The sequence below is a fragment of the Erythrobacter donghaensis genome (assembly GCF_002155425.1).
Taxonomy (GTDB): Bacteria; Pseudomonadota; Alphaproteobacteria; order Sphingomonadales; family Sphingomonadaceae; genus Erythrobacter; species Erythrobacter donghaensis.
The window spans coordinates 203,521-222,863 of record NZ_MUYG01000009.1 but is presented as its reverse complement, the minus strand read 5'-3'; the positions used below and the strand labels follow the sequence as shown (position 1 = coordinate 222,863).

18 protein-coding genes are annotated in these 19,343 nt (G+C 64.8%); 10 read left to right on the top strand and 8 right to left on the bottom strand.

Annotated features, from left to right (window positions below; all coding sequences use genetic code 11):
- The first annotated feature begins 63 nt into the window (after positions 1 to 63).
- The 4 genes from BZF59_RS07360 to BZF59_RS07345 all read left to right on the top strand — a co-directional run bounded on the left by BZF59_RS07360 (position 64) and on the right by BZF59_RS07345 (position 4,214).
- A complete protein-coding gene (locus BZF59_RS07360; protein ID WP_086607607.1) occupies positions 64 to 1,227 on the top strand; it encodes an acyl-CoA dehydrogenase family protein in 1,164 nt (387 codons plus the stop codon).
- Positions 1,228 to 1,332: 105 nt separating this feature from the next.
- A complete protein-coding gene (locus BZF59_RS07355) occupies positions 1,333 to 1,635 on the top strand; it encodes an FtsB family cell division protein (RefSeq protein ID WP_086607828.1) in 303 nt (100 codons plus the stop codon).
- Positions 1,636 to 1,781: 146 nt separating this feature from the next.
- A complete protein-coding gene (gene pdhA / locus BZF59_RS07350; protein WP_211277368.1) occupies positions 1,782 to 2,846 on the top strand; it encodes a pyruvate dehydrogenase (acetyl-transferring) E1 component subunit alpha in 1,065 nt (354 codons plus the stop codon).
- Between the two features lie 3 nt (positions 2,847 to 2,849).
- Positions 2,850 to 4,214: a pyruvate dehydrogenase complex E1 component subunit beta gene (locus BZF59_RS07345; protein ID WP_086607605.1), complete on the top strand. Its 1,365-nt coding sequence runs from the start codon at positions 2,850 to 2,852 to the stop codon at positions 4,212 to 4,214.
- Between the two features lie 24 nt (positions 4,215 to 4,238).
- Here BZF59_RS07345 and BZF59_RS07340 read toward each other — a convergent pair whose 3' ends face one another.
- The 3 genes from BZF59_RS07340 to BZF59_RS07330 are packed head-to-tail and all read right to left on the bottom strand — an operon-like array spanning position 4,239 to position 7,551.
- Positions 4,239 to 4,928: a TadE/TadG family type IV pilus assembly protein gene (locus BZF59_RS07340; protein WP_086607604.1), complete on the bottom strand. Its 690-nt coding sequence runs from the start codon at positions 4,926 to 4,928 to the stop codon at positions 4,239 to 4,241.
- Positions 4,925 to 5,560: a TadE/TadG family type IV pilus assembly protein gene (locus BZF59_RS07335; protein ID WP_086607603.1), complete on the bottom strand. Its 636-nt coding sequence runs from the start codon at positions 5,558 to 5,560 to the stop codon at positions 4,925 to 4,927. The genes BZF59_RS07340 and BZF59_RS07335 overlap by 4 nt, the downstream gene beginning before the upstream one ends.
- Positions 5,557 to 7,551 carry a pilus assembly protein TadG-related protein gene (locus BZF59_RS07330; RefSeq protein WP_086607602.1) on the bottom strand — a complete coding sequence of 665 codons (1,995 nt, stop codon included), beginning with the start codon at positions 7,549 to 7,551 and terminating at the stop codon, positions 5,557 to 5,559. The genes BZF59_RS07335 and BZF59_RS07330 overlap by 4 nt, the downstream gene beginning before the upstream one ends.
- Before the next feature lie 215 nt (positions 7,552 to 7,766).
- Between BZF59_RS07330 and BZF59_RS07325 the strand changes: the two genes are divergently transcribed.
- Both BZF59_RS07325 and BZF59_RS07320 read left to right on the top strand, forming a co-directional pair.
- On the top strand, positions 7,767 to 8,423 hold the full coding sequence (locus BZF59_RS07325) for a hypothetical protein (RefSeq protein ID WP_086607601.1): 657 nt from the start codon (positions 7,767 to 7,769) through the stop codon (positions 8,421 to 8,423).
- A 44-nt stretch (positions 8,424 to 8,467) separates the two neighbouring features.
- On the top strand, positions 8,468 to 8,929 hold the full coding sequence (locus tag BZF59_RS07320; RefSeq protein WP_169712056.1) for an EF-hand domain-containing protein: 462 nt from the start codon (positions 8,468 to 8,470) through the stop codon (positions 8,927 to 8,929).
- A gap of 4 nt (positions 8,930 to 8,933) precedes the next feature.
- Here BZF59_RS07320 and trmFO read toward each other — a convergent pair whose 3' ends face one another.
- Complete coding sequence (trmFO, locus tag BZF59_RS07315) at positions 8,934 to 10,319, bottom strand: methylenetetrahydrofolate--tRNA-(uracil(54)-C(5))-methyltransferase (FADH(2)-oxidizing) TrmFO (RefSeq protein WP_086607599.1); 1,386 nt, start codon at positions 10,317 to 10,319, stop codon at positions 8,934 to 8,936.
- A gap of 68 nt (positions 10,320 to 10,387) precedes the next feature.
- Between trmFO and BZF59_RS07310 the strand changes: the two genes are divergently transcribed.
- Positions 10,388 to 11,053, top strand: a complete 666-nt coding sequence (locus BZF59_RS07310; protein ID WP_086607598.1) for a lysoplasmalogenase family protein — start codon at positions 10,388 to 10,390, stop codon at positions 11,051 to 11,053.
- On the opposite strand, the gene gyrA is transcribed toward BZF59_RS07310, so the two are convergent.
- Positions 11,046 to 13,793, bottom strand: a complete 2,748-nt coding sequence (gene gyrA / locus BZF59_RS07305; RefSeq protein ID WP_086607597.1) for a DNA gyrase subunit A — start codon at positions 13,791 to 13,793, stop codon at positions 11,046 to 11,048. The genes BZF59_RS07310 and gyrA overlap by 8 nt on opposite strands.
- Before the next feature lie 367 nt (positions 13,794 to 14,160).
- On the opposite strand from gyrA, the gene BZF59_RS07300 reads away from it, so the two are divergent.
- The 3 genes from BZF59_RS07300 to BZF59_RS07290 all read left to right on the top strand — a co-directional run bounded on the left by BZF59_RS07300 (position 14,161) and on the right by BZF59_RS07290 (position 17,091).
- Complete coding sequence (locus BZF59_RS07300) at positions 14,161 to 15,519, top strand: hypothetical protein (protein WP_086607596.1); 1,359 nt, start codon at positions 14,161 to 14,163, stop codon at positions 15,517 to 15,519.
- Positions 15,520 to 15,658: 139 nt separating this feature from the next.
- Positions 15,659 to 16,630 carry a lipoyl synthase gene (lipA, locus tag BZF59_RS07295; RefSeq protein WP_086607595.1) on the top strand — a complete coding sequence of 324 codons (972 nt, stop codon included), beginning with the start codon at positions 15,659 to 15,661 and terminating at the stop codon, positions 16,628 to 16,630.
- Positions 16,630 to 17,091 carry a type II toxin-antitoxin system RatA family toxin gene (locus tag BZF59_RS07290; protein ID WP_086607594.1) on the top strand — a complete coding sequence of 154 codons (462 nt, stop codon included), beginning with the start codon at positions 16,630 to 16,632 and terminating at the stop codon, positions 17,089 to 17,091. Before lipA ends, BZF59_RS07290 begins: the two co-directional genes overlap by 1 nt.
- On the opposite strand, the gene BZF59_RS07285 is transcribed toward BZF59_RS07290, so the two are convergent.
- Genes BZF59_RS07285 through BZF59_RS07275 form a run of 3 tightly spaced genes read right to left on the bottom strand, consistent with a single transcriptional unit; the run spans position 17,052 to position 19,287 of the window.
- The gene (locus tag BZF59_RS07285; RefSeq protein ID WP_086607593.1) at positions 17,052 to 17,564 is read right to left on the bottom strand and encodes a CinA family protein; all 513 of its coding nucleotides are present in this window, start codon (positions 17,562 to 17,564) and stop codon (positions 17,052 to 17,054) included. The genes BZF59_RS07290 and BZF59_RS07285 overlap by 40 nt on opposite strands.
- 5 nt (positions 17,565 to 17,569) lie before the next feature.
- Positions 17,570 to 18,118, bottom strand: coding sequence for a hypothetical protein (locus BZF59_RS07280; RefSeq protein ID WP_086607592.1), 549 nt, complete (start codon positions 18,116 to 18,118; stop codon positions 17,570 to 17,572).
- Positions 18,115 to 19,287, bottom strand: a complete 1,173-nt coding sequence (locus BZF59_RS07275) for a bifunctional 2-C-methyl-D-erythritol 4-phosphate cytidylyltransferase/2-C-methyl-D-erythritol 2,4-cyclodiphosphate synthase (RefSeq protein WP_086607591.1) — start codon at positions 19,285 to 19,287, stop codon at positions 18,115 to 18,117. The genes BZF59_RS07280 and BZF59_RS07275 overlap by 4 nt, the downstream gene beginning before the upstream one ends.
- Positions 19,288 to 19,343: the final 56 nt, after the last annotated feature.

The following is a 19,343-nucleotide window of genomic DNA, read 5'->3' as shown; positions in this document are numbered from 1 at the left end:
CAGGTGGACGCTCGCCCGTCCGGCGGCTAGCAGCAGGACGCAGATCTCAAGGCAGGCTTATCCATGCAAGCGCACGACACTCAGGAACTCGCCGAAATCCGCCGCGCGGTGCGGAGCCTGTGCGAGGATTTTCCGGGCGAATACTGGCGTGCTAAGGACACTGTGAGGGAGTATCCTGCGGAATTCGTCGATGCGCTGACCCGCGCCGGGTTCCTCGCCGCGCTGATCCCGGTGGAACACGGCGGCAGCGGGCTGAGCCTCGAAGCGGCCTGCGTGATCATGGAGGAAATTCAGGCTTCGGGCTGCAACGGCTCCTCCGCCCATGCGCAGATGTATATCATGAACACGCTGCTGCGTTACGGCTCGGAGGAACAGAAGGCGGCCTACCTCCCCCGCATTGCCAGCGGAGAGCTGCGCTTGCAGGCTTTCGGCGTGTCCGAGCCGACCAGCGGCACCGACACGCTCAGCCTCAAGACGCGCGCGGTCAGGGACGGCGACCACTACGTCATTAGCGGCCAGAAGATCTGGACCAGCCGCGCCGAGCATTCCGACCTGATGCTCCTGCTCGCCCGCACCACCCCGCGCGAGGAAGCGGCCAGCAAGACGGAGGGGTTGTCGATCTTCCTCGTCGAGATGGGCGAGGCGCTCGGGAACGGCATGACCGTCAAGCCGATCCGCACGATGATGAATCATTCGTCCTGCGAGGTGTTCTTCGACGATCTGCGCATTCCGGCCAGCGCGCTGGTGGGCGAGGAGGGGAAGGGCTTCCGATATATTCTCTCCGGGATGAATGCCGAGCGCATCCTGATCGCCGCCGAGTGCATCGGGGATGCCAAGTGGTTCATCGAAAAGGCCACCGGCTACGCCAAGGACCGCTCTGTCTTCGCGCGCCCCATCGGCCAGAACCAGGGCGTCCAGTTCCCGATCGCGCGCTGCTACGCCCAGATGCGCGCCGCCGAGCTGATGGTGCACCATGCCGCGCGGGTCTATGACGAGGGCGGCAATCCCGGCGAGGAGGCCAATATGGCCAAGCTGCTCGCCTCGGAAGCCAGCTGGGCGGCGGCGGACATGTGCGTGCAGACCTTCGGCGGCTTCGGCTTTGCCGAGGAATATGATGTCGAGCGCAAGTTCCGCGAGGCGAGGCTCTATACCGTCGCGCCGATCTCGACCAATCTGATCCTGTCATACCTCGCCGAACATGTACTGGGCCTGCCGCGCAGCTACTGAGCGGATCAATCCGCAAGGATTTGTGCGCATTGCAGCGCATTGCTCTTGCAGCGACACGCCAAGTGTGATTCTGTGAAATCTGGCGGCAAGGGGATCTTTCGCGACATGCGTAAACCGGGGACGGACAACAGGCTGAAGCGCGTGGTGGCCCTGTGCGGCCTGCTGCTGCTGGCAGGCTATGCCGTGGCCGGGCCGACCGGGCTGCTCGCCTGGAGCGAAAACGCCGCCGCGCTCCAGCAGCGCGAGACCGAGATCGCCCAGCTTTCAGCCAAGCGTGATGCGCTGCGCAACCGCGTGATGCTGCTCGATCCCGAAGCGGCTGATCCCGATCTGGCGAGCGAGCTGGTGCGCGATCAGCTGGGCGTGATGCGCGAGGACGAAGTCGTCATCACGCTCGACGACGAGTGAGCCCGGCTCACAGCCGGACATCCTGATTTCGTATGCGTGTTGCATTTTCCGCTACGGCTTGGCGTTGCACCGCGCCCCTCTCCCTGCCTATAGGACAGTGATGCGCTTCTCCTCCCCATGAGTGCGCCAAAGTGAGGGATAAGACCTTGGCAAAAAAGCCTGCAAAAGCATCCGCAGCTGCGGATGATTCCGATTTCCTGCTCCATTCGCTGCAAGAGGCTTTCGAAGCCAAGAAGCGCTATGCCGCCTCCGACGAGGAGATGCTGGAATTCTACCGTCAGATGCTGCTGATCCGGCGGTTCGAGGAGAAGGCGGGCCAGCTTTACGGCCTCGGCCTGATCGGCGGGTTCTGCCACCTCTATATCGGGCAGGAAGCGGTCGCGATCGGCTTGCAGTCAGCGCTCGACAATGATCATGACTCTGTCATCACCGGCTACCGCGATCACGGCCACATGCTCGCCTACGGGATCGATCCCAAGGTGATCATGGCCGAGCTGACCGGGCGCGAGGCCGGGATTTCCAAGGGCAAGGGCGGGTCGATGCACATGTTCTCGACCGAGCACAAATTCTACGGCGGCCACGGCATCGTCGGCGCGCAGGTGGCGCTGGGCGGGGGCCTCGCGCTCGCGCACCAGTACAACGAGGATGGCGGGCTGTGCCTCGCCTATTTCGGCGACGGTGCGGCGAACCAGGGGCAGGTCTACGAGACCTTCAACATGGCCGCGCTCTGGAACCTGCCGATCGTCTTCGTGGTCGAGGACAACCAGTACGCGATGGGCACCGCGACCAAGCGGTCCTCCGCCGAAACCCGCTTCTACCGCCGGGGCACAGCCTTCCGCATTCCCGGGATGGAAGTGAACGGCATGGACGTGCTTGAAGTGCGCGCCGCCGCCGAAGTCGCTTTCGCTCATGTGCGTGCGGGCAAGGGCCCGGTGCTGATGGAGTGCAACACCTATCGCTATCGCGGGCACTCGATGTCAGACCCGGCCAAATACCGCACCCGCGAGGAAGTGCAGGAACAGCGCGACCACCACGATCCGATCGAAGGGCTCAAGAAGACCCTGATCGAGACCGGCAAGACCGAGGACGAATTGAAAGCCATCGACAAGGCGATCCGTGCGCAGGTGGCAGAAGCCGCCGATTTCGCCGAAACCTCGCCCGAGCCCGCGCCGAGCGAACTCTACACCGATGTTCTGGTGGAGGAGTATTGAGCCATGGGGATCGAACTGAAGATGCCGGCGCTCTCGCCGACGATGGAGCAGGGCACGCTCGCCAAGTGGCTCAAGCAGGAAGGCGACCGGATCGAGCCGGGCGATATCATCGCCGAAATCGAGACCGACAAGGCGACGATGGAATTCGAAGCCATCGACGAAGGCGTGCTGGAGAAGATCCTCGTGCCCGCCGGGACCGAGGACGTGGCCGTGGGCGCGGTGATCGCGCTGATCACGGGGGAAGGGGAGGAGCCTGCCTCCGCGCCCGCACCGGCTGAAGAACCTGCCGAAAAGGCCGAGAAGGAAGAAGCCGCCAAGCCTGCCGAGCCGCTCAAGGCCAAGGCCGAACCGGCGCGTGACCCCGAGCTTCCCGAAGGCACCAGCTTCACCAGCACCACCGTGCGCGAGGCGCTGCGCGATGCCATGGCCGAGGAAATGCGCGCCGATGGCCGCGTCTTCGTGATGGGCGAGGAAGTTGCCGAGTATCAGGGCGCCTACAAGGTCACGCAAGGCCTGCTCGCCGAATTCGGCCCCAAGCGCGTCATCGACACGCCGATCACCGAATATGGCTTTGCCGGTATCGGCACGGGCGCGGCGATGGGCGGCCTGCGTCCGATCGTCGAGTTCATGACCTTCAATTTCGCGATGCAGGCGATCGACCACATCATCAACTCGGCCGCCAAGACCAATTACATGTCGGGCGGCCAGATGCGCTGCCCGATCGTGTTCCGCGGGCCCAACGGCGCGGCTTCGCGCGTCGGTGCGCAGCACTCGCAGAATTACGGGCCGTGGTATGCGAGTGTGCCGGGCCTGATCGTGATCGCGCCCTATGACGCGGCTGATGCGAAGGGACTGATGAAGGCCGCGATCCGCTGTGAGGATCCGGTCGTGTTCCTCGAAAACGAGCTGGTCTATGGCCGCAGCTTCGACGTTCCCGATGTCGAGGATTACGTGCTCCCCATCGGCAAGGCGCGGATCGTGCGCGAAGGGGCGGATGTCACCATCGTCAGCTATTCGATCGGCGTGGGCCTCGCCCTCGATGCCGCGGCGACGCTGGCGGACGAGGGGATCGATGCCGAGGTGATCGACCTGCGCACGCTGCGCCCGCTCGACAAGCAGACGGTGCTCGAAAGCCTTGCCAAGACCAACCGGCTGATCGTGGCCGAAGAAGGGTGGCCGACCTGCTCGATCGCGTCGGAAATCATCAGCATTTGCATGGAGGAGGGGTTCGACCACCTCGATGCGCCGGTGCTGCGGGTGTGCAACGAGGACGTGCCGCTGCCCTATGCAGCCAATCTCGAAAAGCTCGCGCTGGTCGATGCCGCGCGGATCGCCGAGGCCGCCCGCAAGGTTTGCTACAAGGCGTAAGGCCCTGCGCCGCCCGGCCTGTTGTCAGGTCGGGCGGGCCGCCGAATAGGTGTTGCAGCGCGCGACGGGACCGCCGGTATAGAGCTGGGTCAGGTCGCGGTTGTCGCGCACATTGAAAGCCGCCGTATAGACGATCTCGCGCCCGTCGAAGAGGTCGAGCGGGGTGATCGATTCGAAATCGTAAGCCACCTCGACAAACATCACAGCCGTGCCTGGCGAGGCGGTGATATAGCGGCCCGACGTGCCCATGCCGGGGAACGACGTTCCCGTCGCGCCTGCGCCCTGAACGCCGTATGTGGAGTTGTAGACCTTCGCCCCGCGGCAGCGCTGCCAGGCGATCCACTGGCCGCCCTGCGCATTCTGCTGGAGGCTGGAGACGATCACCCGGCCCTGTTCGAAGATGTCGATATTGTCGCCGAGCTTTTCGGCCCCGATCAGGGTGGCGGCGACATCGCGCTCGTATACCTTGCGCGCATTCAGCACGTCTTCTTCACCCACGCGCGAGGCGTTGTCGGCAACCTGCATCGCGATCTGGCTGACCTGAAGGTGGGTGATCACCAGATAGGCGGTCTCGGTGCCGAGCATCCCCATGCCGAGAACCAGCGGAGCGGCAAAGGCGAACTCGATCAGCGCCAGACCCGAGGTATCGCCCCGCAGTCGGCGCGCGAACCGGCGCGTACGGGACAGAGGCGTGGCCAGAGCGGCTTTCGTCATGGACAATTCCTCTCGATTCTCGTCTTGTCCTGTTCGTCGAAGGGCTGGTTGCGCAGCACGGTCGACGCCTCAAGCGTAACGTTGCGCGGCATGCCCGTCATGGTGAACAGCGGGAACATGCGCGGATAGGTGACGCGGGCGGTGAAGAGCACGGCATCGCGTGCGCCGCCGATCCCGGTCTTGCCGCGGTCGGCATCCCAGCGACCGTTGTTGTTGGCGTCGATATAGCGCTCGTTCTTCGCGCCTTCGCAAACCCCGTTGCCTGCCGCGTTGCTTGGATCGTCGCCCAGAATGTCCTCCGGCTCGCCGATGTCGGCAAAGTCGGCGTGGGAAAGCTTTATGAAGTCGACCTGTGCGCCCGAGGGCATGACAGTCTCGATCTGCTGGCGCACCCGCGTGTCGATCGCTGCCTGCCGGCCATTGGCGTTCTCAAGCGTCAGATCACGCCCCGCCTTCTGCATCGCGCCGTGCAACACCGAACTGGTGTATTGCGTGTGCGCGATGTCGAACAGGCCCAGGATCATCAGGATCAGCACCGGCCCGACGAAGGCGAATTCCACAAGGGTTGCCCCGCTGCTGTCGGCGTTCAGCCGACGCAGCGCGGCACGGGCGGAAGACAGGCGGCGGATCATGACGTGAGCCTCAGTGCGGCGATTTTCTGGGCGATTTCCTGGAACCGGGCGTTGAGCGTCGCGGAGTCGTTCGCCTGGAAGGCACGCCCCGGCGATGCGCAATCGACCAGGTTCTGGGTCAATGCCGTGCCGAAGGCCACCACCCAGACCGTGATATTCTCCTGCTGCGCGGCGCGGCAGATGGCCTGCAGACGCGAAGCGCGGCGGTTGAATTCACGGCTCGAGTTGCCGTCACCGCTGATCCGGCGATCCCACCATTCGATCCCGTGGGTCGAATAGTTCTCGACATTGTTGACCTGCACACCGTCGGTCATGAACACGATGTGCCGCGCAATCGCATCACCGTTCGGCGCGGTCGTGTTCTCTGCGGCGAACAGACCGCGCGGGCTGAGGAAGCGCGCTCCCCACAGCATGCCGATGTCGTGATAGGTCTGGCCGGTGGCGTTCAGCGCGTCGAGGTAGGCCTGCAGGTCGGTGCGGCTGATCTCGGACAGCTTGCGCGCCGGACGCGGGCAGACCCAGCCCGGCCGGGCCTGGTCGGCGTTGATGTTGCGGTAGCCCGTGGTGCGGTTGTTGCTGTAGTCGCGCCGTTCCCATACGGCGCGGTTCAGCGAAGGCTTCCATTTCTGCGATTCGTTAGCTGGCACCAGATTGATGTTGAGATCGTACGCTGCCGCCGGGATCGGGCTGTAATTGTCGGTCAGCACCGTGCTCGGCTCCTCGACGCAGCCAGTCCAGGTGTGCGTTTCGAATGCGCCGTTGGTGCCGGTCGGCAGATCGATCTGATTATCGTCATAGAGCGTGGAGAGATCGACCGTCTCCCACGAAGCAGGGCTGCCCGCTGGGTTGACGACATCACAAGGCGTGTCGTCGGTGGTGTCGACCTGACAGTAGCGCCAATAGGCAAAGCGGATCGATTGTTCAGTGCGATCAGGGATCACATCATCCTGCGTCGCCTTGCGGGTCTTTCGAACCGTGCCGCGGCAGCCTGCCTGCGTGTCGATTGGTGCAGAGGGATATTGCTCACGCACATAGACGGTTGCACTGACAGTCCAAGTCTGGCTTCCGACCGTGTAGGTCCCGCGATTGGTCGATTGGCAGAGCGTCCGGTCGGCATTGTCATTGTTGTTCGGACGACCGGGGCGGTTGTTGTAATAGTAGTCGCTCTGAATCGTCGAGCCGAGGTTGGTGGTCAGGCGCGTGATCCATTCGGTCTGCTGCGAGATCAAGATGTCGTCGCCGACCCTCACCCCGTTGCCCGGAATAACGGTTTCTACGACCTCGTAGATCGGCACGCGCGACTGGTAGGAATGCTCGTTGGCCATGTAGGCGCGCGGCAGCGAGAATCCGACATTGACCTGCTGCGAATAGGGCACGAGGCCATAGCGCACCTGCGCGCTCGAGGATGTGGCAGCCTCGACGGTGTCGTAGAAACCCATCACCGCTTCGCGCAGCGCGACGATCTTGGAGCCGGGGCCGGAGTTGCATCCCGAAGTCGCCGGACAATCAGCCATCGATCCGGTGGTATCGAGCACGAACATGATATCGGTGTTCGAGATGTTGATCTCGGCCGAACAGGTCACCGAAATGTTGAATTCGTCATAGCCGAAGGCCGCCATGATCGAGGCGGGCAGGACGCCGGTCGCCGAGCCGGTCACCTTGCCCTCGCCGTCGCTGGTGTAATCGCGGACGCGGCTGTCGACGCCGAACATGCCATCGTTGAAGTTCTGGTCGAAGAAATTGAGACCGATCTGGCGGTGCGCGCTGGTGAAGTTGTCGTCGGTCATCGCCCGCCGTGCGGCGAGCGCACCGGCGTCGCACGCGGCCTGCATGCGCGCGGCTGTCATGTAATAGCGGCTTGCATCGATCCCGCCGCCGACCATGGCCATCAGCGGAAGCAAGGCCGCTGCGGAAATCGCGAGCGTGTTGGCGGTCTTGTCGTGCAGCAGCTTGTGCATGAACGACGATCTGGCCTGCTGTTCTTGCGCCATTGCTACGGTGCCCTTCCCCTGTCGTCCGCGCGCAAATCGCGCAGACAATCCAGATGCAGCCTCCGCCCTTAAGGGAGTTGGGTAAGCGGATTGCCAAAACTTATGGTTAACAATTGCCTAAGCACGGCCATCGGCAGGTTGCGGTGTTTGGCGTCCCCGGGTGGGACACTTTGCTTGCCAAAGGCGTAAATCGTTGGTTATGCGTTAATTCAGTGATGACCGAGGCCTCAGACATTCTCGCCCCCGAAGCCGAGCTGGCCTTGGCGTGGAGCGGCGAAATGGTTCGCGCACCATTAAGCACGGCTCTTCAGCTTGATCGGCGACTGGCCCGGATCGCGACCCGCACGCAGGAAGTGATGCTTGGCCAGATGCGGCTTGCGTGGTGGCGCGATGCGCTCGCGCGGCCGGTAGCGGATCGGCCGCGCGGCGATGCGGTGCTCGACGCGATCGGCGCGCACTGGGCCGGGCGCGAGGCGGCGCTGATTGCGATGGTCGATGGCTGGGAAGTGCTGATGACCGCAGAACGCTTTGACCGGGCCGAGGCCGAGGCCTTTGGTGCGCAGCGCGGGGCCTTTTTCGTCGCGCTGTGGGACGATTGTCCTCCGGCGGCGGCGGTGCGTCTGGCGGCGGCAGGGCTGCGCTGGGCGGCGGCCGATGCGGCTGCGGCGGTGTCGGACCCGCAGGAACGCGATGCATTGATCGCCGCCGGGCAGGCGCGTCAGATCCCGCTCGGCCGCGTCCCACGCCGTCTGCGCGGCGTGGCGGTGCTCGATGCCCTGGCGCGGCGCGCGCTCAAGCGCCAGGGGCGGCCACTGATGGAGGGGCGCGGCGCCTCGCTCGCAGCGTACAAGGCGGCTATCTTTGCTCTCTGATCGGGTATAGTCTGCAACCCATTGAAGCAAAAGGGGGCAGACCTTTGCGACAGGCTGTAATTGGGTTGCTGGGGGGCCTTGCCCTCGCGGGAGTTGGAGTAGCGTGGCTTCAGGGCCGCGCGGTGATCGAAGAGGGCGCACCGCCGCCCGCGCCGGCCCCTTCGCCGGTCGATCCCGAGGCGCTCCCGCTGGCCGATCCCGGCACTTTGCAAGGCCCGGCGCCGCCCGAGGTGAGCGAACTCGGCAAGGAAGAACAGCGCTTCTTCCGCTATGATCGCAACCGCGACCGGCTGATCACCCGCAACGAAATGCTCTCGACCCGCACCGATGCCTTCCGCGCGCTCGACAAGGACGGCAACAATCTGCTGACCTTCGAGGAATGGGCGGTGACCACGGTGCAGCGGTTCGAGAAGGCCGATGCGAATGGCGACGAGCGCCTGACGCCGCGCGAATTCGCCACGACCGCGCCCAAGCCGGCGGCGAAAAAACCAGCCTGCAAGTGTTGAGGGATCAGGCTGGCACGATCTCGCGCGTTTCGCTGATCCAGCGTGCCAAATCGGCCTTGGCGCGGGAGGTGTAGGCCTCCTTGCGGACCTTCTTGCCGACCTCGTGGAGCGGCGGGAACAGGCCGAAATTAACGTTCATGGGCTGGAAGGTCTCTGCCTCGGCATCGCCGGTTATGTGGCTGAGCAGCGCGCCGAGTGCGGTGGTGGCGGGCAGGGGCTGCCAGTCGCGCCCCGCCAGTTCCGCCGCTGTCATCATCCCGGCGACGAGGCCAATCGCGGCACTCTCGACATAGCCCTCGCAGCCCGTCACCTGTCCGGCAAAACGGATATGCGGCGCAGCACGCAGCCGCAGCTGGCGGTCGAGCACCTCAGGCGAATTGAGGAAGGTGTTGCGGTGCAGCCCGCCCAGACGCGCGAATTCGGCGTTCTCCAGCCCCGGAATGGTGCGGAACAGCGCAATCTGCGCGGCGTATTTCAGCTTGGTCTGGAAGCCGACCATGTTCCACAGCGTGCCGAGCTTGTTGTCCTGCCGCAGCTGCACCACGGCATAGGGCCAGCGCCCCTGCGGAAACTCGGGCGAGGTGTCGAAGGGATTGTCGAGCCCCACGCCCTTCATCGGGCCATAGCGCAGGGTTTCGACGCCGCGCTCGGCCATTACCTCGATCGGCATGCAGCCGTCAAAATAGGGCGTGTCCTTTTCCCACTGCTTGAACTCGGTCTTCTCGCCTTCCATCAGACCGCGGTGGAAGGCGAGGTATTGCTCCTTCGTCATCGGGCAGTTGATGTAATCGCCGCCCTCGTTGCTGGCCTCGGTGCGCTTGTTCCAGCGCGACTGGATCCAGACCTTGCTCATGTCGATGCTGTCGCGGTGGATGATGGGCGCGATGGCATCGAAGAAAGCGAGCCGCTCCGCCCCCGTCGCGCGCACGATGCTGCCGGCCAGCGCCTCGGCGGTTAGCGGCCCGGTGGCAACGATGGTGAGCCCCGCAGCGGGCAGGGCATCCACCCGTTCGCGCACGATGGTGACATTGGGGTGCTGGACGAGCGCCTTTTCCACCTCGGCCGAGAAGACATCGCGGTCGACCGCCATGGCGCTACCGGCGGGCACGCGAGCGGCATGGCCCGCGCGCATCACTAGGCTGTCGAGCTCGCGCATTTCATGATGCAGCAGGCCGACCGCATTCTTGGTGTCGTCATCGGAACGGAAGGAATTGGAGCAGACCAGCTCGGCCAGCCCATCGGTCTGGTGCGCGGGGGTCATCTCGCCCGAGCCCCGCATCTCCGACAGGCGCACCCTCACCCCGCGCTGTGCGAGTTGCCACGCCGCCTCGCTCCCGGCGAGACCGCCGCCGATTATGTGCACATCGTGCAAAGTTGCGCTTGCCGTCATGGCGGGGGACCTAATTGCGTGATAGCTCGCCTGCAAGTCCCAAGGCATGCGAGGCGGGTAGCGGATCAATGGCAAAGCAGGCGCTGATCGAACAAAGGCCGTGGCTGCTGTTGAGCGTGGCAGCTGCAACGGCGTTCTATTTCCTCAGCGACAATCCGGTGTTCGAGGGCACTTGGGGCCTCGCCGCCAAGGGGGCGAGTGTCGGCCTGCTGGCGCTCTACGTCCTGCTGCGCGTGCCGCAGGGCAAGCATCGCACAGATGGCTTGCTGCTGGCGGCGGCGCTGGCGGTGGCGGCGGCGGGGGACGTGGCGATCGAACTCGATTTCCTCATCGGGGGTGCCTTTTTCGCGGTGGCCCACGTGGTTGCGGTCGCTCTCTATCTCAGGAACCGGCACAAGCGGCCGTCGCCGGTGCAGAAGCTGATCGGCGCCAGCTTGCTGGTTGGCACTCCGCTGGTGAGCTGGCTGCTGAGCGGCGATGCGCAGATTGCTGTCTATGCCGCTTTCCTCGGTGCGATGGCCGCAGCGGCATGGATGAGCCACTACCCGCGCTACCGCGTCGGCAGCGGGGCAGTGCTCTTTGTGCTCAGCGACTGGCTGATCTTCGCGCGGATGGGGCCGTTCGATCTCGAACCCGCCCCGACGCTGCTGATCTGGCCGCTTTACTATGCGGGGCAGCTGATGATCGCCACCGGGATCGTGCAGTGCCTGCGGGGAGAGCAGCCCGTCAGGTGACGGGCGCTTCCTCCACCGCTTCCGGCCCCGCCTCGCCGCTGCTTTCGCCATCTTCGCCCGCATCGTCGATCAGCGCTGCGCCGACGATGTGTTCGTCCTTGGCGACATCGAAGATGCGCACGCCCGAGGAGCCGCGACCTGAGATCGAGAAGCCCTTGAGGTTCTCGAATCCGCCTTCGATCAGGTGGCGGAAATCGATGCCGAGGCGGATCAGCTTCGCCTGATCGGTCACCAGCATCAGCTGCGAGCCGTGCTTGACCGGGAAGCTGGCGACCACCGGGCCGTTGCGTTCCGGGTTGCTCTCGGGCGTGCCGATATTGGTAATGCCTTGACCGCCGCGCCCGGTGGTGCGGTATTCATAGGCCGAGGAAATCTTGCCATAGCCATTGGCGGTGATGGTGAGGATGAACTCCTCGGCTTCTGCCATCGTGGACACTTGCTCGGCAGGCAGCGTGGGCTCGGCGTCGTTGTTCTTCCACGCCGCCGCGCGCAGATAGGCCTCGCGCGTTTCCATGTCGGCGGTGAGCGGATCGAGCACCGCCATCGAGACGACCTTGCCACCCTTCTTCAGACTCATGCCGCGCACCCCGATGCCGGTGCGGCTCTTGGTCTCGCGCGCATCGGTGGCGGAGAAGCGGATCGCCTTGCCGGAATCGCTGGCGAGGAAGATTTCCTGCTCCTCGGTCAGCAATTGCACGCCGATCAGACGGTCGCCCGAACCCTCGACGAAGCCCATCGCATATTTGCCTGCGGTGGGCACGTTGGTGAAGGCATCCATCGAATTGCGGCGCACCATGCCCTGTTCGGTGGCGAAAACGATGTTGAGATTGGCCCAGCTCGCTTCGTCCTCAGGCAGGGGGAGGACGTTGGTAACGCGCTCGTCATCGCCAAGCGGCAGCAGGTTGACCATCGGGCGGCCCTTGGTCGTGGGGCCACCTTCGGGCAGCTTCCACACCTTCATGCGATAGACGCGGCCGGTGTTGGTGAAGAATAGCACCGGGTTGTGGGTCGAAGTGACGAACAGCTCGACCACCGCGTCTTCGTCCTTGGTCGCCATGCCGCTGCGGCCCTTGCCGCCGCGGCCTTGCGCGCGGAAGGTGTCCAATGGGGTGCGCTTGATGTAGCCGCCGTGGGTCACGGTGACGACCATTTCCTCGCGCTCGATCAGGTCCTCGTCTTCAAGCCCGTCCCAGGCGGGCGCGATTTCGCTGAGGCGCGGGGTGGCGTAGGTGGCGCGGATTTCCGCCAGTTCCTCGCGCATCACGCCGTAGAGCTTCACGCGGTCGGCCAGGATCGAGAGATATTCCTCGATCGCGACCGAAAGCCCCTTCAGCTCTTCGCCGATTTCGTCACGGCCCAGTGCGGTCAGGCGATGCAGGCGCAGATCGAGGATCGCCTTCACCTGCCGTTCGGACAGGCGATAGGTGCCGCCGCTTTCGTCGGCGCTGGGCTCGATCGCTTCGATCAGGCGAATATATTGCGCGATGTCGCCAATCGGCCATTCCTTGGCGAGCAGGCGCGCGCGGGCTTCGGCGGGGTTGGGGGCGGTGCGGATCATCGCCACCACCTCGTCGAGGTTGGAGACCGCAACCACCAGACCCAGCAACAGGTGCGCCCGCTCACGCGCCTTGGCGAGTTCAAACTTGGTGCGCCGGGTGATCACTTCCTCGCGGAAGGTGATGAAGGCGGCGATGAAATCGCGCAGCACCAGCGTTTCGGGGCGGCCGCCGCGGATCGCCAGCATGTTGGCGGGGAAGCTCGATTGCGCAGGCGTGTGCCGCCAGATCTGGTTGAGCACCACTTCCGGGGTGGCATCGCGCTTCAGGTCGATCACCACGCGCACGCCCTCGCGCGAGGATTCGTCGCGGATGTCGCTGATGCCTTCGATCCGCTTTTCCTTGGCGGCCTCGGCGATCTTCTCGACCAGCCCGGACTTGCCGACCTGATAGGGAATAGAGGTGAAGACGATGCTTTCGCGGCCTTCGCTTTTGGCGCCGCGCGTCGACTCGATCTCGTGCCGGCAGCGCATCAGGATCGACCCGCGCCCGGTGGTATAGGCCTGCCGTGCTCCATGCGTGCCGAGGATCAGCGGAGCCGTGGGGAAGTCGGGGCCGGGAATGTACTGGATCAATTCCTCCGACGTGATTGCCGGATTGTCCATATAGGCGAAACAGGCGTCGATCACTTCGCCCAGATTGTGCGGCGGCACGTTGGTCGCCATGCCGACCGCGATCCCACCCGCGCCGTTGACCAGCAGGTTGGGGAAGCGCGCCGGCAGCACCGTCGGCTCCTTGCGGCTGCCGTCATAGTTGTCGGTGAAGTCGACCGTGTCCTTGTCGAGATCGTCGAGCAGCGAGTTCGCCACCCGCGCCAGCCGCGCTTCGGTGTAGCGCATCGAGGCCGGCGGATCGGGGTCCATCGAGCCGAAGTTCCCCTGACCATCGATCAGCGGCACGCGCATCGACCAAGGCTGGGTCATGCGGGCGAGCGCGTCGTAGATCGCAGAATCGCCGTGGGGGTGATAGTTACCCATCACGTCCCCGACGATCTTGGCGCTCTTGCGATAGGGCCTCCCGGCGACGAACCCGCCTTCCTGACTGGCGAAGAGAATGCGGCGGTGCACCGGCTTCAGCCCATCGCGCACATCAGGCAGCGCGCGGCTGACGATCACGCTCATCGCGTAGTCGAGATAGCTCGTCTTCATCTCGTCGACGATGTCGATGCGGTCGAAACCGCTCATCGGAGACGGGGGAGGGGAATCGAGAATGTCGCTGTCGTCGCTCAAGGTCGGGGCCGTTTCTGTGTGTGTTTGCGTGCCGCGTCGTGCGGGCCGGGCCATAGCAGCCGCGGCTGTCACTCTCTATCTAGGGACAAGCCGGGGGTTTCGCCACCATGGAGCGCGAACAAGGCGCGAACACCGCGCCTTTTTCCACACTTCCAAGCCCCTTTGCGAAAGCAGCGTGAACAGGGCATTCAAAGCCCGTTCAGCACGCTCCGCCTAGCGACAATTGCAAATCCCGTCCGGCCCGTCCAAAGGCCCGGGTGGAGTTCGCCGCAGGGCGCGCGCCGAAATGGGCGCGCGGCTGCGTATCTACTGGAGGATATGAGTGACCAATATGTCTTCGCCCCGTCGTTTCATTCCGGCTCCCGGCCGCCTCGCGCGTCAGCTGGCGCTGGCTGTGGCGCTCGCCAGCGGCACTGCGCTGCTGACCATGCCGGGCTTTGCAGACCCGGCCCACGCCCAGCGCAAGAAGAAGGACGAAAAGGCCGATCCGTCCAAGCCGTCCTACTCGAAGGAATTCGTGGCCGCCTATAACCCGGTCGATACCGCGCTCAAGGCGCCGGGGGCGGATGTTGCTGCGCTGAAGCCGCAGATCCTCGGCCTCGCTCCGCTGGCGACGTCGCCGGATGACCAGATGGCGCTGGGCGGTTTGATGTTCAACGCCGGGATCACCGGCAAGGATGCGCCGTTGCAGCTGCAAGGGCTCGAGCTAATGCTGGCGAGCGGCAAGACCAAGCCTGAGGACTTGTCGAAGTTCAATTTCGTCGGCTATCAGATCAACAACCAGCTCCAGCAATACGCCGCGGCCCGCAGCTATCTGCAAAAGGCGATGGACCTCGGCTACCCCGCGCCCATGGCCGATCTGCAGCTGTCGATGGCGGAGCTGTTCTTCGCCGACGACAATCACGCTGAAGGACTTAAGTATCTCGCCGATGCCATTGAAGGGCGTAAGGCGCAGGGCGAGGCTGTGCCCGAGAACTGGTATCGCCGCGGGGTTTCGGTCGCCTACACCAACGAAATCGTTCCCGAGGTCTATCAATTCGTGCAGGGCTGGGTGGGCGATTATCCCAAGCCTGAAAACTGGCGCGATGCGGTCAACCTGACCCGCAACCTCACCGAATTCGAGGCACCGGTGATGCTTGATCTCCTGCGTCTGGGCCGCAAGGTCGGCACGCTCAACGATGCCAACGACTACATCATCTATGTCGAAACCGCCGATACCCGTCGCCTGCCCAAGGAAGTGCAGGAAGTGATCGAGCTGGCCTATGCCTCGGGCAAGATCGCGCCGGGTTCGGACAGCTATATCGACGAACAGCTCAAGCAGGCGAAGAGCCTCATTGCCGACGACCGGGCAGCGCTGCCAGCGCTCGAACGCGATGCCAAGGCCGCGTCCGCGCAGCTGCGCACGGTTGTTGCGGCGGGTGATGCCTTCCTCAGCTACAACGAATACGCCAAGGCCGCGGGCTTTTACGAACGCGCGCTGACCATGCCGGGGGTGGATCGCAACCTTGCCCTGACCCGGCTCGGGATTGCGCAGGTCGGGGCCGGCGACACCGCGGCGGCGCGTGAAACGCTGGCGCAGGTCGAAGGCGCGCGCGCGCCGATCGCGATGCTGTGGAGCGCCTATGCGGCCCAGCTGAGCGGCGGTGCCACCACGCCTGCGGCTCCGGCGGCTGCCAACTGATCTCGCATCAGACAGCAAAGACCGAATGACGGAGCGCCGGGCCACCCGCCCGGCGCTCCTTTTTTTGGGAGGGCCGTGACCGGGTTTGCAAGGGCCAGCCTGCTTGCGGGATGAGGCGGGTGCGCCTAAATGGCTCCCCATGAATGACCTCGCCAGCACGCCGCAGCCGTCGCCTCCCGCAGAACGGCCCGCCCGCCAGCGCAAGCCCGACTGGATCCGTGTCCGCGCGCCGGTGAGCGAGGGCTATAACGAAACGCGCAAGCTGATGCGCGAACTCAATCTCAACACCGTATGCGAGGAAGCCGCCTGCCCGAACATCGGCGAGTGCTGGACGAAGAAGCATGCGACGGTGATGATCCTCGGCGATGTCTGCACCCGGGCCTGCGCCTTCTGCAACGTCAAGACCGGGATGCCGCGCGCGGTTGATCCCTTCGAGCCTGAGAATACCGCCATCGCCGCGGCCAAGATGGGGCTGGAGCACATCGTCATCACCTCGGTCGACCGCGACGATCTGCCGGATGGCGGCGCGTCGCAGTTCGTCAAGGTGATCGAGGCGCTGCGCCGCAACACGCCGAACACCACGATCGAGATTCTCACCCCCGATTTCCGCGGCAAGATGCGGCGCGCGGTGGAGATGATCTGCGAGGCGGGGCCGGACGTCTACAACCATAATCTCGAAACCGTGCCGCGGCTCTATCCCACGATCCGCCCCGGCGCGCGCTACTATGCATCGTTGCGGCTGCTCGAAGAGGTGAAGGCGCACAATCCGCTGATCTTCACCAAGTCGGGGATCATGCTGGGGCTGGGCGAACAGCGGCTCGAAGTGCATCAGGTGATGGACGACATGCGCTCGGCGGAGGTCGATTTCATCACCATGGGGCAGTATCTGCAACCGACGCCCAAGCACGCGAGCGTCGAGGAATTTGTGACGCCCAAGGCCTTCGCCGCCTATGGCGCGATTGCACGAGCCAAGGGCTTCCTGCAGGTCGCCTCAAGCCCGCTCACCCGCTCGAGTTATCATGCGGGCGATGACTTCGCGAAGATGCGTGCCGCGCGGGAAGAAAAGCTCGCCCGCGATGCCGTGCGTTCGGGGGCCAAGGCCTCGGCCTGATGCCCGGCATCCGCGAAACCCGCCGCCTGCCCTACAGCGCCGAGCAGATGTTCGATCTGGTCGCCGATGTCGCGCGCTATGGCGAATTCCTGCCCTGGGTGATCGCCACCCGCGTGCGCTCAAATTCCGAGACCGAGATGGTCGCCGACATGGTGGTGGGCTTCAAGGCGATCCGCGAAAGCTTCACCTCGCGCGTTCGCAAGGATCGCCCGCGCGAGATCGACGTGCACTACCTCGACGGGCCGCTCAGCGATCTGGACAATGTCTGGACGTTCCGCGCGATTGACGAGCATACCTGCGAGATCGACTTCCTTGTCGACTTCACCTTCAAAAACCGCCTGTTCGAGCGGATCGCAGGCCAATATTTCGACAAGGCTTTCCGCAAGATGGTCGAAGCCTTCGAGATGCGTGCGGCGCAGCTTTACGGCAGAAGCAATTCCAGCGCGCACAGCGTCGCCTGACGGCGGATTTCGGCGCGGCCGCCCGGGCCTCCGCCGCCGTCGAAGAAGCGCAACTCGCCCTCGGGCTCGCCTGTCTCGCCGCGCACCACGCGGGCGAACACCACCGTGCCGACCGGCTTTTGAGGGGTTCCGCCACCGGGGCCGGCGACACCGCTGATCGCCACCGCGACATCGGCCTTCGACCGGTCGAGTGCGCCCTTGGCCATTGCCCAGGCACAGGCAATCGAAACCGCGCCGAAGGTTTCGATGATGTCGCTGGCAACCCCCAGCATCTCCATCTTGGCGGCATTGGTGTAGGTCACGAACCCCCGGTCGAGCACCGCCGAGGAGCCGGGGATCTCGGTGAGAGCCCCGGCAACTAGCCCTCCGGTGCAGCTTTCCGCCAGCACCACCATGCGCCCGGCCGCGGCGTTCTCGGCCACGACACGTTCGGCAAGGCTGATGATGTCTTCAGGCAGCAAAGCGGTTTGCATCGTGCCTACTTCCCGCTCATCGCAGGCGCGGCGGTGCAGATCGGCGGGTTCTTGAGGTCGGCCATCTCGGCGACGAAGCCAATCAGTCCGCCGACATTATCGACCGGCAGGGGGCTGAGCAGCTCGACCCCGCGCTCGATCTTGCCGCAGCTGTCGCCCTTGATCTCCTTCGCGAGCATCTGCCCGACCAGCGCATCGACGAAAGGCCGCAGCGCATCTTCGGGCATGGTGGCGAGCATCGCGCCCATCTGATCGTCCGAGCCGCCGTCCCTGTTCATGAAAGTCTTGAGGAAGCGGAAGGCGCCCGGCCATGCCTCGTTCTGCGAGGCGCGGAACTGGGCGATGTAGGTCTCGCCGCGGGTGGCCATGAAGCCTTCTGCCTCGAAACGGTTGGCGCAGGCGGTTTGCGCAGCGTCATAGGCGAGCGGCATGGCATAAACGATGGCATCCGACAGATCGTCCGGATTGACGCAGGCCTGCTGCTGGGCCTGCGCAGCCTGAGCCGATGCGAGAGCGGCGAGGGCGATAACGGGAACAAGGTTCCGAATTTTCATAAGGCATTTCCTTTCGAGGCAAGCGTGACGAGAACAATGGCCTGCGCAGCGATCCCCTCGCCGCGGCCGGTGAAGCCGAGTTTTTCGGTGGTGGTAGCCTTGATGCTGACCGCGCCTTCGGCAAGGCCCATCAGCCGGGCGACTTCGGCGCGCATGGCAGGGCGGTGCGGCCCGATCTTGGGCGCTTCGCAGATCAGGGTGAGATCGACATTGGCGATAATATAGCCCGCCGCACGCGCGAGGCCGACGGCATGTTCGAGGAACTGCCCCGAGCGCGCCCCGCGCCACTGCGGGTCGCTGGGTGGGAAGTGGGTGCCGATGTCGCCTTCACCTACTGCGCCCAGCACCGCATCGGTGATCGCATGGAGCGCCACGTCGGCATCCGAATGCCCGGCCAGCCCCTTGTCATGCGGGATCAGCACGCCGCCCAGCCACAATTCCTCGCCCGGCTCCAGACGGTGCACATCGAAGCCCTGACCGATGCGGAAGGCGGGTTGGTTCATGGGTGTGGCAAGGTCCTCGGCAAAGGTGATTTTCTTCAGGCGCTCGTCGCCTTGCACAAGCGCAACTGAACCATTGCTGGCCATCAGCACTTGCGCATCGTCGCCGGCATCGGTCGCGCCGCTCCAGTCACGGTGCGCGGCGAGGATCGACGGGAAGCGGAAGGCCTGCGGGGTCTGGACGCGGCGAAGGCTCTCGCGCTCGGCCTTGCCCGCCATCACGCCGGCGGCATCGACCGCGAGGCTGTCGACTACGGGCAGGACGGGAATGGCACCGGGATGATCGGCAAGCGCCTCTAGCAGGCGGGCGATGACCGCATGGGGCAGATCGGGCCGGGCGGCGTCGTGGATCAGAACGTGAGCAGGCGCATGTCCCGTCAGCGCTTCGAGCCCGGCGCGCACCGAGTCCTGCCGGGTCGCGCCACCGGAGACGAATTCCACCCCGGCGATGCCCGCAAGCGCCGCTTCGGCTTCTGCGCGGGTATCGGGAGCGATGACGGTTACGATCCTATCCGCGCCCGCTTTTGCGAGTGCCTCGATCGACCAGCGGATCACCGGCTTGCCGTTGAAATCCCTGAATTGCTTGGGGGTGTCTCCGCCAACCCGCAGGCCCTTGCCGGCGGCGACCACGATTGCTGCAAACGGGGGGAGTGGGGAAGGGGCGTCCATCGGTGCCATCGCTTAGGCACTGGACGGGCTTTGGGCAATCCACTATGCGCCTGCCC

Excerpts from the sequence above, each read along its gene's own strand:
- BZF59_RS07360 (WP_086607607.1), top strand. The coding sequence starts at position 64 with ATGCAAGCGCACGACACTCAGGAACTCGCCGAAATCCGCCGCGCGGTG.
- BZF59_RS07355 (WP_086607828.1), top strand. The coding sequence starts at position 1,333 with ATGCGTAAACCGGGGACGGACAACAGGCTGAAGCGCGTGGTGGCCCTG.
- BZF59_RS07345 (WP_086607605.1), top strand. The coding sequence starts at position 2,850 with ATGGGGATCGAACTGAAGATGCCGGCGCTCTCGCCGACGATGGAGCAG.
- BZF59_RS07340 (WP_086607604.1), bottom strand. The coding sequence starts at position 4,928 with ATGACGAAAGCCGCTCTGGCCACGCCTCTGTCCCGTACGCGCCGGTTC.
- BZF59_RS07335 (WP_086607603.1), bottom strand. The coding sequence starts at position 5,560 with ATGATCCGCCGCCTGTCTTCCGCCCGTGCCGCGCTGCGTCGGCTGAAC.
- BZF59_RS07330 (WP_086607602.1), bottom strand. The coding sequence starts at position 7,551 with ATGGCGCAAGAACAGCAGGCCAGATCGTCGTTCATGCACAAGCTGCTG.
- BZF59_RS07325 (WP_086607601.1), top strand. The coding sequence starts at position 7,767 with ATGACCGAGGCCTCAGACATTCTCGCCCCCGAAGCCGAGCTGGCCTTG.
- trmFO (WP_086607599.1), bottom strand. The coding sequence starts at position 10,319 with ATGACGGCAAGCGCAACTTTGCACGATGTGCACATAATCGGCGGCGGT.
- BZF59_RS07310 (WP_086607598.1), top strand. The coding sequence starts at position 10,388 with ATGGCAAAGCAGGCGCTGATCGAACAAAGGCCGTGGCTGCTGTTGAGC.
- gyrA (WP_086607597.1), bottom strand. The coding sequence starts at position 13,793 with ATGAGCGGTTTCGACCGCATCGACATCGTCGACGAGATGAAGACGAGC.
- lipA (WP_086607595.1), top strand. The coding sequence starts at position 15,659 with ATGAATGACCTCGCCAGCACGCCGCAGCCGTCGCCTCCCGCAGAACGG.
- BZF59_RS07290 (WP_086607594.1), top strand. The coding sequence starts at position 16,630 with ATGCCCGGCATCCGCGAAACCCGCCGCCTGCCCTACAGCGCCGAGCAG.
- BZF59_RS07285 (WP_086607593.1), bottom strand. The coding sequence starts at position 17,564 with ATGCAAACCGCTTTGCTGCCTGAAGACATCATCAGCCTTGCCGAACGT.
- BZF59_RS07280 (WP_086607592.1), bottom strand. The coding sequence starts at position 18,118 with ATGAAAATTCGGAACCTTGTTCCCGTTATCGCCCTCGCCGCTCTCGCA.
- BZF59_RS07275 (WP_086607591.1), bottom strand. The coding sequence starts at position 19,287 with ATGGACGCCCCTTCCCCACTCCCCCCGTTTGCAGCAATCGTGGTCGCC.